Below are 12,532 nucleotides of genomic sequence, written 5' to 3' on the forward strand. Positions count from 1 at the left end.
GGGCCTGTCACAGGCTTCTCCAGCTCGATCGAAGCCCGCGTACCGCGCCGGCGCGTGGCGCCGACCTGCGCTCGATGACGTCCGGAAAGGACGACGGCTTCTCAGCTCAGCGCCAGCTTCCGTAGCCGCCTCCAGTCCATGGGGGCTCGGGTCCGAGGCACGCCGGGGCGGTGGCGTGGTACCCGTACACGCAGTGCCCGGCGTCGGATCGTGCATCGTACGGGCGTGGGCAAGGTGAGTGCCTCACCGTCGACCCCGGCGTCGATCTCGGGCTCGTCCGCGTCGATGACGACCTCCTGGGCGGTCAGGCGGGTGAGGCCGGGCGAGTGCTTCCCCGCGAGCAACTCGGCTGCCTGCGCGGCGTTGTCGACGTTGACGCCCAGGACACCGAGGGTGCCTGAGTCCAGGACCTCACGGCGTCCGAGGCCGGCGAGGTCGCCCATCCGGTAGGGGTTGTTGCTGACGAGCACGGCCTGGGGTCCGTCGATGGCCGTGTCCGCGGCGTGGACGGCCAGCCGGGGACCGCGTCGGTGGGTCAGCAGGTCGGGAAGCGTCTGGAGGATGGTGCGGACCTTGTCGTCGCGGTAGGCGGGACTTTGCACCACGGCTGCGTAGGTGCCGAAGGACGCGTTGTTGACAAAGGCCCGCTCACCGATGAAACCGAGGTCGACGCGGAGTTCGACGCCGTCGGTGAGCGCGTCCAGGCAGGTCGACGGGTCGTCCCGGTCCAGGCCGAGGTCGAGGGCGAAGTGGTTGCGGGTTCCGGCCGAGATCACCATGAAGGGAATGCCGTGCCTGGCGGCGACTCCGGCGACCAGGGCCTGTGTGCCGTCACCCCCTGCGACTCCGAGAAGGTCGGCGCCGTCTTCGACTGCCTTGTCGGCGAGCGCCGCCACGTCCTGCTGATGAGCTGTGTCCAGCAGGAGGACGTCGGCGTCCAGCGCCTCGGCCTTTTCCCTGAGGTGGAACTTCACCACCTTTCCACCGCCTGATCGCGGATTCATGATGATGAAGGGGCGCTTGGGAGGAGCCGTCCGCGTCTCCGGGGGCCCGGCCGGCTCGCTGTCCCTGCTGAGTGCCGCTCCACCGACGGCGACCCCGAGGGCCCACAAGGCAAGGGAGACGAGGACGACCCACAGCAGCTCCGTCCATGCGTAGAGCGCCAGCACCGCAAGGGGGGCGACGGTGGCCAGGGTGAAGGCGAGCAGTCTGCCTATTCCACGCAGGGTCAGTGCCCACCACAGGCTCGCTGCCGATATGACCAGCCCGGCCAGCCCGGCACCCAGGAGCGCGAAGCTCTTGACTCCGGCGAACACGAGAAGGATCACCACCGCGCCGAGCCCGGACACGAGGGCAAGCCGTGCGGACCAACGCTGTACGAGGCGACCGCGCGCCCCGGAGTCCCTGTGCATGGAGCCTCCTGCCGGTCGGGGGCAAGGCCGACGCAACTGTGTGTGGCACCGCGTCCAGTGGCGATCCCAACTGTTGTCCGGGCGGAGCGCGTCAAGAGTGAAGCAGCCTGGTATTCGAACCTGTCCGGGGCTCGCGATTCGGGCGTCTGCCTCGTTCGCCGCCCGACGGGAAGCACCATGGCAACGGTACGGTCTGCCGACGGCCGCGACCGGTACGGCGGCGACGGGGCCGGAATCGCCTACGGTGCCAGTTCCACGTAAGGGCACTCCCGCCGCCATGCCCATTGCACCACCCGGCCGTGTGTGCCGCATGTTCACCACCACCGCCGCGGCACTATGCACGGCGGTTCCCTCCGCCCGGATCGATCGACACGCCAAACGCGGCGGAATGCCATCGCTGCCGAGCCTTCATGCCGCCTTCGGTCGGCGCCGGCACTCCGGGCGGTGATGCACCCGGCTCCGGAGAGCCACCGGGCTCGGAAGATCCGGTCGGTAAGGGTGACGCGCCGGAGTTACCCGCGTGGGCGGCATTGCAATGCCTGCATCGGAACGGCGTGCCAAGCTCGGAACAGCGCCTCTCGTATCAGGTGGCGGAGCGTTCCAGGTTCGCTGAAAGCGGCCGGTCAGACCACCGACGAGGTCCGCATCACGAGGAGGCAATGCGCATGCCGGTCGCCAGGACTGGACCGGAGACCGCGTCTCCGCCGGACCCGCTGACTTTTCTTCGGAGCCGCGCGTACCTGGTGCTTCTGGTGATGGCCGCGCTGATCGGCGTGCCGGTGTCCGCGGCGGCGTTCGGCTTCCTTGCACTGGTCGGCGAGGTTCAGCCACTGATCTACACGGATCTGCCCAAGTCCCTGGGGTTCGACGGAACGCCACCGTGGTGGCCGCTGCCGCTGCTTGCCGTAGGGGGGCTTCTTGCGGGACTGACGATTCGGTATCTGCCGGGACACGGCGGCCATGAGCCGACAGCCGGGTTCAAGACCGCTGGTCCGCCCACACCCATCGAGCTGCCCGGCATCTTTCTCGCCGCTCTGGCGACGCTCTGCTTCGCTGCTGTCCTCGGACCCGAGTCCCCTCTCCTTGCGCTCGGCGGCGGGCTCGCCGCCGGTGCCGTGCGGATGGTCAAACGGGACCCCCCGGAGCAGGTGAGCGCGGTGTTGGGCGCGGCGGGCAGCTTTGCGGCCGTCAGCTCGCTGCTGGGATCACCCCTGCTCGGAGCATTCCTCCTGATGGAAGCCTCGGGGTTGGGCGGGCCGATGATGGCGCTGGTGTTGGTGCCCGGCCTGCTGGCTGCGGGCATCGGCGCACTCATCTTCGTCGGGCTGGGATCCTGGACCGGGCTGGGCACCTACTCGCTGGCACTGCACGACGTGCCCGAGGCCACGCGCCCGACAGCGGCGGAGTTCGGCTGGGCCCTGGTCATCGGACTGTCAGCAGCACTCGTGGGCGTGGGAATCCGATGGCTCGCCGTCCGGCTCAGGACGCGCGTCGAGAGGCGACGGGTGCCGGCCACGGTGGTCATGGGCCTGGTCGTGGCGGGGCTGGCGATCGGCTACGCGGAGGGCACCGACAAAGCAGCGACCGACGTGCTGTATTCGGGGCAGAATGCGCTGGATCCAATCCTCACGCACAGCGCCGCGTATTCGGTGGGAGCGTTGTTGCTGCTGGTGTTGTGCAAGGGCCTGGCCTACTGCGCGTCGCTCAGCAGCTTCAGGGGAGGCCCGATCTTTCCCGCGATGTTCATGGGAGCGGCGGGCGGCATCCTGTTCTCCCACCTGCCGGGGCTGACCCTGGTCGCGGGGTTCGCCATGGGCATCGGAGCGATGAGCGCCGCGATGCTGAGACTTCCACTGGTCTCCGTCCTGCTTGCCACACTGCTGATCGGGGCACAGGGGCTCACCGTCATGCCGCTGGTGATCGTCGCGGTCGTGGTCTCGTACGTCGCGACGGCGAAGCTCACACCTCCTCCTGCCCCGGCTCCGGGGAAGGAACCGGGGCCACGTCGGCGGTAGCCGTGAGCTCGCCGAGAGACCCCCGCCCGCTCGCTGCGAGTGAGTCCGGGGTGCCGGCTGGGTCGTACGCCGGAACGAAGGCATCGCTCCACCCACCGGGCCCCGTGACCCGGTGGGTGGAGAGGCTTCGCCAAACTAGCGGGCGAGCGACCCGTTCTGGGCCTCGGCAGCGGACTGCCACGCCCGCATACCCGCTCGGGACGCCTCCTTGGCCTGCTGCCACTTCGCGGCCGCCTGCTGGGCCGGGGGCACGTCCATGTCGCGGATCATGCGCCGACCTGCCGTGAACACGGCGAAGGCCCCGATGGCCATGCCTGCGCATGCCACCACGGCACCGGCCGCGGTGAGCACGGCGCCGGTCCTGACGAGCCGGGTGTCGATCTCGATCGTTCGATGGGACTGCTGGTGGTGCTGGTTCATGACTCCACCATCCAACGGGGGGAACCGCCTCGCATCCCGACCAACTGCTCAGGCCGCCGCACGCGATCGGGTGCGTACCGCCAGGACGACCGCCGGCACGCTCGGGAGGACGCGGGCCACAGGCCCTGGCCTGCGTACTCTGGATGAGCATGCTCGCGCCAGCCGTGGAGGGTACGGTCTTCACCCTGCCGGACGATGATCATCGCCCGGCAAGCTGGGCGGCGCGGCGGACAGGTTGGCCCAAGTCGTCGGGAGCGCCGTCCGGGGATACGTTGTATGCGAGTGCGTGTACCTCATTCGACGGGGGCGGAGCACCACCGTCCGCTGTGGCAGCGACCCGGCTGGTTCCGCACTCGACGTCAACGGAAAGGCCCACGACCTCGGCGACCTTCATGTCGTCGGCACGACCTTCGTCCCGAGCCTCGGCGCAGTCGATCCGTTCTTGGCAGGCATGGCCAACGCCGTGCGCATCGGCCACCACATCGTGGAGGGTCTGCAATGAACGACAACCATCTCTCCGGCGACGAGACACGGCACCTCACCCCGCAGGAGCGGGTCGCCCGGGGCAAGGCCGCGCGAGCCGACGTACCCCGGTCCAGCCACGCCGAGTTCAGGCCCCCGCCGAAGCGCACGGACCCAGTGGAGATCATCGAGAAGCAGTCCGCGATGCGGGTGCCGGAACTCGTGCCGATCCGCTACGGCAGGATGAGCGAGGCGCCGTTCCGCTTCTATCGCGGGGCCGCCGCCATCATGGCCGCGGACCTCGCGGAGACGCCGCGCAGCGGGCTCAGGGTGCAGTGCTGCGGCGACGCGCACATGCTGAACTTCCGATTGCTGGCCTCTCCGGAGCGCCGCCTGATGTTCGACATCAACGACTTCGACGAGACGCTGCCCGGCCCCTGGGAGTGGGACGTCAAGCGGCTGTCGGCCAGCCTGGTCATCGCGGGCCGGGCGAATGGCTTCAGCGCCAAGGAGCGCGCGTCGGTGGTGCGGACGACCGTGGGGTCGTACCGCGAACGGATGCGTGCCTTCGCCGGGATGGGCAATCTCGACGTCTGGTACACCCGCTTCGACGCGGACGAGCTGCAGGAGCAGTTCGCCCCGGCACTGAGCGCCGGGCAGCGCGACCGCTGGGAACGAACCCGCGAGCGGGCCCGTGCGCATGACACGCTGCAGGTCTTCGACAAGCTCACGCACGTCATCGACGGGAGGCGGCAGATCGCTCCCGATCCACCGCTGCTGGTACGGCTCCAGGATCTGCTGCCGGACGCCGAACGCGGCAGGCTGGAGCGGGAGATCGGCCGGCTGATCGAGCGCTACGGCCAGACCCTGGAGACGGACCGCCGGTTCCTGCTGGAGGGCTATCGCCTTGCCGACATCGCCCGCAAGGTTGTCGGCGTGGGCAGTGTGGGAACCCGCTGCTGGATCATCCTGATGCTCGGCAAGGACGACGAGGATCCCCTGTTCCTCCAGGCCAAGGAGGCCGACGAGTCGGTTCTGGCGCCTTACGTCGGAGGCAGCGCGTTCAGCACGCAGGGCGAGCGCGTCGTCGCCGGCCAACGGCTCATGCAGGCCACCAGCGACATCTTCCTGGGCTGGGAACGCGTCACGGGCATAGACGGCAAGCGGCGGGACTTCTACGTACGCCAGCTGCGGGACTGGAAAGGTATCGCTGTGGCCGAGAACATGTCGCCGAAGGGGATGGGCCTGTTCGGCCGGCTGTGCGGTGCCACGCTGGCCCGCGCCCACGCCAGGTCCGGGGACCGGATCGCGATCGCCTCCTACCTGGGTGGCGGCGACGTCTTCGACCGCGCGCTGGCGACGTTCGCCGAGCTGTACGCGGACCAGAACGAGAAGGACCACCAGGCCCTGGTCGATGCCGTCCAAGCCGGACGGGTCCCGGCCGAAGCGGCCTGACGGCTGCGGGATCACACACGAGTCCGGCATACGACTGGACTGTGTGTGATCCCGCACCTTCGTTGCGACGGCATCGGTGGGACCGGCCGTGGATCCCCCGCTGCTCGCAGAGCGAGCGCGCAATGTCCGAACCGTCGTTTAACTCAGGTGGCCTGGCCTGGGAAGACACCGCTCCATGGTTCGCACGTGTGCGCGCGGTTTCCCGTCCTCATGTGTGCCGAATCCCCCGGACGTCGCAGTCGTCGACCGCTCGTCCATGAACGTGTGCTCGCCGACGCCGCGCGGCGCGCAACGCGGCCGCCCTGGTGGACGTGGTGGACAGACGGACGCTCAGCCAGGCCGAGTCGGCCGCGGAACCCCAGGCCGCCGAGCGCACCAAATAGCCGTCAGATCGGATGGTTCCGACATGAACGGATCGGGCGCGCGCGTCGTATCCTTACGCGATCGAGGTGCGCATCCGGCCAATTTCCTCGGTCTTCATGGGGTTTGTGCACGCGGGCCGCGAGTACTGCGGCCACGGGGGATGAGGGGCAACCATGGCGGCGAGTAATACGGTGCGGACAGGCAACCTGCTTCCGGTGGACGCGGCGCGTTGGGCGATGTGGACATTCGTCATCATCAACGTGGTGATTGTCGAGGCGCTGTTCCTCAGCGCCGGTTCAGGCAAGAACGAGGTGCTCACGGTCGCCAAGTTCTTCGGCCTGCACGCGGCCCTGCTGATGCTGTTCCAACTGCTGCTGGTGGCCCGGCTGCCGTGGCTGGACCGCCGCATCGGGATGGACCGGCTCACGGTGTGGCATCGATGGGTCGGCTTCACCCTGCTGTGGACCGTCCTCACCCACGCCACCCTGGTGGTGCTCGGCTACGCGAAACTCGACGACGCGTCCATGGGGAAGACGTTCGTCGCACTGAGCGGGGTGCCGGCTTCCCTGCTGGGGATGCTCGCCGCGGCCGCCATCGTCGTGATCGCCGTGATCTCCACCCGGTCCCTGCGGCGGCGGCTGCAGTACGAGGTCTGGCACGGTCTGCACCTGCTGCTCTACGTGGCCCTGGGCCTGTCGTTCGCCCACCAGTTGCAGGAGACCACGACGTTCACATCCTCCGCGTTCGCCACGGCCTACTGGTGGATCCTCTGGTTGGTGGCCTTCGGCGCGCTGCTGACCGGGCGGGTCGCCATGCCGCTGCTGCGCAACGCCTACCACCGGTTCCGCGTCGCGGCCGTGGTGCCGGAGTCGGACAACGTGGTCTCCGTGTACGTCACCGGCCGACACCTCGACAAACTCCCCGCCCGAGCGGGCCAGTTCTGCATCTGGCGGTTCCCCGGGCAGAACCACTGGTGGCTGGCGAACCCCTTCTCGCTGTCGGCGGCGCCCGACGGACAGGGGCTGCGCCTCACGGCGAAGGCCGTGGGCAGCACCAGCGCCGGCCTGCGGAACATCCCGGTCGGCAGCCGCGCCTTCGTCGAAGGGCCGTACGGCGCGTTCACCTCGCTGCACCGGACCCGGCCCGACGCCGTGCTGATCGCCGGCGGCGTGGGGATCACACCCGTGCGGGCCATGCTGGAGGAGCAGACGACCGGCGACGTCGTCGTGCTGTACCGGGTTCGCAGCGAGGCCGACGCCGTGCTGCTCAACGAGGTGCGCCACCTGGTCGCCCTCCGGGGCGGACGGTTGCACCTGCTCACCGGCAGGACCGGCGAGGGCGGCGTCCCGCCGTTCGGCCCGAGCAGCCTGCACCGACTGGTCCCAGACATCACCGAACGCGACGTGTACGTCTGCGGCCCGCCTGCCATGACCACGGCTGTGCTCTCCGGACTGCGAGACCTGAGGGTCCCCGCGCGACAGGTGCACGCCGAGAGATTCGGCCTGGCCTGACCTGGAAAGGGGGCCCGCCGTCCGGACCCGCCCGTCGAGACCCGCTCCAGGCCGAGCAGCACACTCCGCGCCAGGTGCGGATCGGCGACGGTGCGGGGGCGTGCGTCGGCCGCCCAGTGAAACGCCGGCTTGCACGCGACCGCATCCCACGTGTCGTTGCGGCAGTGTCCGGCCTCCGACGCCCCGTCAGCGGGCGGGTCCTCGTTGCGCGGACTCCTTGCCGGAGGACCACAGGCCGAAGCCTCACGCAAACGGCCCCGGACGACGAGTCCGAGGCCGAATAGAGCGCGCTCCTGAGAGAGAAACCCTAGGTCAGAGCGATAATGCGTTGTGCCCCTGGCAGGATTCGAAGCTGCGACACCCGCTTTGGGAGTTCGATCACTGCGTGGCACTGTCGGGGAGTCGCCTGGCCACGCTGGCCGTGCCCGACTGCCTAGGACTGCTGACGTCCGGCGCCGTTGATGTCACTCGTGGATGTCAGCACAGTGCAAGCGTGTGCGCTCGCTGGCACGATGGTCTGGTGGTTGACCTGGAGCGCATCAAAGCAGAGAGCGTGGCGTACTTCAGAGCGCTTGATGAGGGCGCAACCCTGCGGCATCACTTCCGCCACGCTGACGAAGAAGGCGGCCTCTGGTACATCGAGGCCGTACCCGACCGTGGCGAGTTGATCGTCATCAAGCAGGCCGAGCTCACTTCGGCCGGCCAACTCCACCGGTACAGCTGGGAGCACCTGGAGGACGAGCACGGCTTCCTGGCAGACCAAGCGATCGATCCTGAAGAGGATCCGTTGGAGGCCATCCCTGCCGAAGAGTTCCTGAGGGTGTGGACGCGGTGAGCGGGCTGGACAACCACTTTAGGAGAGAGGCTGGCGGATCTTGCCACTGACCTGTGACTTCGATACCCGAGGATGCGGGTGAGCACTCGACCGCCGGACACCCAGGTTGACCGTGGCTGACCCCTGTATCTGGCACGGTTCTGGCACGAGCCTCAGCCGGCGACAGTCAGCCACGACAGCGGGTGCGCCCGCGGCTCAGGCGCATGCACGTTGTGCTGCACCCCACCGGCTTCAACGACGCTGCCGGGGTTCAGCGTCGACCAGAGCAAGCCGCGACTCTCGGCGACGACTGACCCGTGACGAAGGCTTGGCGTCCCCTCCCAACTGACCTACACGGACAGGTGAATGATGATTCTCTGTCGGGATGACGGATACATCGCCGCGCTCGATACCGCCTGACTGGCCGCATTGCGCCGAAGGCGCTCATGCTGTGAGCGACCCGGTGGGCTGCCGGGGCCGCACGGTCGAGCCGTATGACCGGTGCCTAAGACATCTCAGTGAGAGGGAGCAGGATGTCTACTTCGGTGGGTTGACGCCCGGTGCCGACGTCGACCATCGTGCAACGCGTTTTAGCGGGGCACTTTTGGCACGCCTCCTCAATGCTGTACGACCAAATCCTAATGTTCCCTCTATTTTGAGAAGAGGGCGGTTCAATTCAGCAGTCTTTGAAGAGTGGGAGTTCGAGAAAGTCGTATTCGAAGGGCGTGCAGACTTCTCTGAAGGGTACTTTGAATCGAGCGGCCTATTTATCAATGTAGAGTTCCGCAATCAAGCCAACTTTGATATTGCCAAATTCCGCGACTCTGTGAAGTTCGCTGACCTTGAATTCGCCAGACTATACATGAGTGGCGCGACTTTCGAGGGCAACGCCACCTTTGATTCGGTAAGCTTCAAGAAAGCCGCTTATTTTGATAGTGTGACTTTCGCCAAGCATGTGGATTTTATCGACACTTCATTCGAGGGAGCCTCTTCATGGAGGGGTGCACGCTTTGAGGCATGTACTACTTTCCAGCATGTGAACACCTCTAGCGGGGCCTCCTTCGACCGTGCATTTTTCCAATCCCTCCATGTTTCCGAATCCGTCTTCAGTGGCCTGTTTGACATTAGTGGGGCCGTTATTCGGGAGACCGATATGACGTCGACTGAGTTCGTGAAGTCGATAAATTGCGACCGTGTCAAATTCACCGGACCGGCGAGTTTCGATAGTTGCATTTTTTCTGGTCCGGCCACCTTTACCGGTGCCTGGTTCCATAGGTCGGTCAGTTTCTCTAGATCAACATTCGAGGCGTCGCAGACTTTGGGCCCCCTCTGGTGCAGCGAAGATGTACTCCTTGATGGAGCGCGCTTTTTGGAGCCCACTGCTATATCTGTAGTGGCGCAGAGATTGTCATGCTTCAGGACTCGCTGGGATGGAAGTTCTTCGCTTACCATAGGGTATGCGGAAGTGAATCTCGCCGCTGCTGTAATCATGCAGCCTTTTAGTGTAAATGCACATGTCCCGTCTCTGACTGACCAAGAATTTCAAGCAGCTACTGACACAGTGTGGGAGCGGGACGATGTAAGTCTAAGATCTCTCATCGGCGTGGACTGTTCCATGCTTACTCTGCATGACGTTGACCTGTCTTCCTGTCATTTCCTTCGGGCTATTCACTTGGATCAGTTGCGCCTTGAGGGGCGCAACACGTTTCGAACTACCCCCCAAGGTCGCATATGGGTCCACGGTTTCCCCTTCAAATGGACGCGGCGCCAGATCATCGCAGACGAGCATCACTGGCGTTTCAATCCGGCGCATCCGCCACGTCGGCGCCGAGGCTGGAGTCCTCACGAATACACGCTCTCCGGGCTGGACATGAACGGCACTTCTCTTGCGATCGCCTACCGTCAGCTTCGTAAGGGTCGCGAGGATGCGAAGGATGAGCCAGGCGCTGCTGATTTCTATTATGGCGAAATGGAGATGCGCCGCCACGAACGAAAATGGAGCGAGGTGGAACGTTGGCTTCTCCAGGCATACTGGCTGCTTTCCGGCTATGGTCTGCGCGCCTCGCGAGCACTGGGTTGGCTGGCCCTGGCGATGATGACGACACTCCTACTGATGATGGGTTTCGGCCTCCCTCAAGAATCACCCAAGCAGGTAGCGTCAGGCATCGTTCCCCCTGGAGGCGGGAAGGTTACGTTCGAGATCGATAAGGGCGATCCCCGGAATCCGGCAAGCGATCGTTTTACCAGCGAGCGTTTTGAAAAAGCCCTAAGCACGACTCTCAACTCGGTCGTGTTTCGCTCCAGCGGTCAGGATTTGACGACGGCTGGCGGATACATCGAAATGGCGTCCCGTTTCTCCGAACCTGTCCTGCTCGGTCTCGCGGTCCTTGCCATCCGTGGGCGGGTGAAGCGGTAGATAGATACTTGCCCTGGGTGTTGTCGGGGATCTTGTTGAGGTGGGTTTTTTGCTGGTCAGGGGCAGTGGCAGGGCGTCTCGGGTCGGTGACCGACTCGAACTCGGCGACCAGGCCGCGGCTTGATCCTTGGCGGCACCCTCACCAAGGGCTTCCAGACAGGGCGCATGAGGCAGGGGGACAGCGACAGGGGATGATGGAGGAACGAACACGGCACCTTCGTGGATCTTGCAGCGTAGAGAACTACATGATCCACAGGTGCCGTGTTCACCTGCTTCCGGGACCCTCCAGCACGATCAGCTCACCCAGACCGGGGCGATTCCGGCACTCGCCGGGGCCCTGGGCTCACAGTCTTTCCTTGATGGCCAACAGACATTGAACGGGTGTCAGTCGGCAGCCAGCGAGTTGTGCCGGTCGAGAAACTCGGTGAGTGCGGCGCGCGTGGTTTCCCACCGTGCCATTTTTTCCTCGATGCTGCGAAGGATCTCGGTGAGATGCTCGATCAACCCGGCACAGTCCATCGAGGCGCCTGCGTCGGCAAGGTGCGGAAGGACTACTTCGATCGACGCCGTGGTGAATCCGAGATCCAACAACGAACGGATAGCCCGCACCCTGCCGACGGCGGCTTCCTCGTAATGGCGGTAGCCGTTTCCGCTGCGCGTGGAATTAAGCAACCCGAGCGCTTCGTAGTAGCGCAGGGAGCGCGCGCTCGTTCCGCTTCGTGTGCTCAATTCACCGATCCGCATACATCCACTCCGTTGACATTGACATAGGTGTCAACGTTTAGCATAGCCGGGAAGAAGGTGCGGCGGTCCCGGCTGCCGCCCTCCCCCTCCCCCCGAGAGAGTTTGTGTCCAACCATGAGTGAAAAAGTCCTGATCACCGGTGGCACTACGGGAATTGGGCTGGCGCTGGCCGAGGCTTTCCTGGCACGGGGCAGCCAGGTCGCTGTCTGCGCCCGTTCCCAGGAGCCGTTGGAGGTTTTCGCCTCCGCACACCCGCAAGCCCTCGCTGTGCGTGCTGATGTAACCGACGCCCGGGCGCGGGCAGACGTCCTCGACGCTGTGGCCGAGCGGTTCGGCCGCTTGGATGTGTTGATCAACAATGCCGGTGTCTTCCTTGAGCGTGATTTCCTTGACGGTACTGAAGGCTTGGACGCGGAAGTCGCCCTGAACTTCTCCGCACCGATGCACCTGACTGGCAGCGCCCTGCGGCGATGGCCAGACCTGCAAGCCGTTGTATTTGTCACTGCCGGGTACGCTCTGGCGTCATCGATGCGGGCACCGAGTTACGGAGCCGCAAAAGCCGGTATCCACGTCTTCGCCGACGGCCTCCGCGAGCAGCTCCGCGATCGAGGCACCCACGTTTTGGAGGTGCTTCCGCCCCGCGTGGACACCGCGATGAACGCTGCTGTCTCAGGTAAAAAGCTGCCTCCCGCTGTGGTCGCCGAGGCCACAGTCCGGGCCCTCGACCGGAAGCTGCCAAGAGCACTGCCAGGAGAGATGCGCTACGTGCCCGCGCTGCTACGCGTTGCGCCCACGACACTCAGGCGCCTTATCGCCAAGTCCTAGCCTCGAGCTTTCATGAGGTGGCCTGTCCGCAGGCTGATCAGAAACACAGAAAGTGCTCTTGACCTGCAACGATAGGACTTGCTGAGGGTCCTGTT

The 12,532-nt window shown here is 65.7% G+C and carries 10 protein-coding genes and 1 pseudogene; 7 read left to right on the forward strand and 4 right to left on the reverse strand.

Features of this window, described 5'->3' with window-relative positions; all coding sequences use genetic code 11:
- Positions 1 to 101: 101 nt before the first annotated feature.
- Positions 102 to 1,412 (reverse strand): diacylglycerol/lipid kinase family protein, encoded by a 1,311-nt coding sequence (locus tag ACZ562_RS17855; RefSeq protein ID WP_471179582.1) that lies wholly within the window; start codon positions 1,410 to 1,412, stop codon positions 102 to 104.
- A gap of 665 nt (positions 1,413 to 2,077) precedes the next feature.
- Here ACZ562_RS17855 and ACZ562_RS17860 point away from each other — a divergent pair.
- Positions 2,078 to 3,427: a chloride channel protein gene (locus ACZ562_RS17860; RefSeq protein WP_471179645.1), complete on the forward strand. Its 1,350-nt coding sequence runs from the start codon at positions 2,078 to 2,080 to the stop codon at positions 3,425 to 3,427.
- Between the two features lie 135 nt (positions 3,428 to 3,562).
- Here ACZ562_RS17860 and ACZ562_RS17865 read toward each other — a convergent pair whose 3' ends face one another.
- A complete protein-coding gene (locus ACZ562_RS17865; protein WP_471179585.1) occupies positions 3,563 to 3,847 on the reverse strand; it encodes a hypothetical protein in 285 nt (94 codons plus the stop codon).
- A gap of 286 nt (positions 3,848 to 4,133) precedes the next feature.
- Between ACZ562_RS17865 and ACZ562_RS17870 the strand changes: the two genes are divergently transcribed.
- The 5 genes from ACZ562_RS17870 to ACZ562_RS17890 all read left to right on the forward strand — a co-directional run bounded on the left by ACZ562_RS17870 (position 4,134) and on the right by ACZ562_RS17890 (position 10,868).
- The gene (locus ACZ562_RS17870) at positions 4,134 to 4,349 is read left to right on the forward strand and encodes a hypothetical protein (RefSeq protein ID WP_471179587.1); all 216 of its coding nucleotides are present in this window, start codon (positions 4,134 to 4,136) and stop codon (positions 4,347 to 4,349) included.
- Complete coding sequence (locus ACZ562_RS17875; RefSeq protein WP_471179590.1) at positions 4,346 to 5,764, forward strand: DUF2252 domain-containing protein; 1,419 nt, start codon at positions 4,346 to 4,348, stop codon at positions 5,762 to 5,764. Before ACZ562_RS17870 ends, ACZ562_RS17875 begins: the two co-directional genes overlap by 4 nt.
- A 536-nt stretch (positions 5,765 to 6,300) precedes the next feature.
- Positions 6,301 to 7,638 carry a ferredoxin reductase family protein gene (locus ACZ562_RS17880; protein WP_471179593.1) on the forward strand — a complete coding sequence of 446 codons (1,338 nt, stop codon included), beginning with the start codon at positions 6,301 to 6,303 and terminating at the stop codon, positions 7,636 to 7,638.
- 520 nt (positions 7,639 to 8,158) lie between these two features.
- Complete coding sequence (locus ACZ562_RS17885) at positions 8,159 to 8,473, forward strand: hypothetical protein (RefSeq protein WP_471179596.1); 315 nt, start codon at positions 8,159 to 8,161, stop codon at positions 8,471 to 8,473.
- Between the two features lie 430 nt (positions 8,474 to 8,903).
- Positions 8,904 to 10,868 (forward strand): pentapeptide repeat-containing protein, encoded by a 1,965-nt coding sequence (locus ACZ562_RS17890; protein ID WP_471179599.1) that lies wholly within the window; start codon positions 8,904 to 8,906, stop codon positions 10,866 to 10,868.
- 76 nt (positions 10,869 to 10,944) lie between these two features.
- Here the strand turns inward: ACZ562_RS17890 and ACZ562_RS17895 are convergent.
- A pseudogene (locus tag ACZ562_RS17895) lies at positions 10,945 to 11,078 on the reverse strand (ISAs1 family transposase); the annotation flags it as partial.
- Positions 11,079 to 11,252: 174 nt separating this feature from the next.
- Positions 11,253 to 11,612 (reverse strand): MerR family transcriptional regulator, encoded by a 360-nt coding sequence (locus tag ACZ562_RS17900; RefSeq protein WP_471179602.1) that lies wholly within the window; start codon positions 11,610 to 11,612, stop codon positions 11,253 to 11,255.
- 114 nt (positions 11,613 to 11,726) lie between these two features.
- Between ACZ562_RS17900 and ACZ562_RS17905 the strand changes: the two genes are divergently transcribed.
- Complete coding sequence (locus ACZ562_RS17905) at positions 11,727 to 12,437, forward strand: SDR family NAD(P)-dependent oxidoreductase (protein ID WP_471179605.1); 711 nt, start codon at positions 11,727 to 11,729, stop codon at positions 12,435 to 12,437.
- Positions 12,438 to 12,532: the final 95 nt, after the last annotated feature.

The sequence above is a fragment of the Streptomyces sp. NPDC040410 genome (assembly GCF_055595715.1).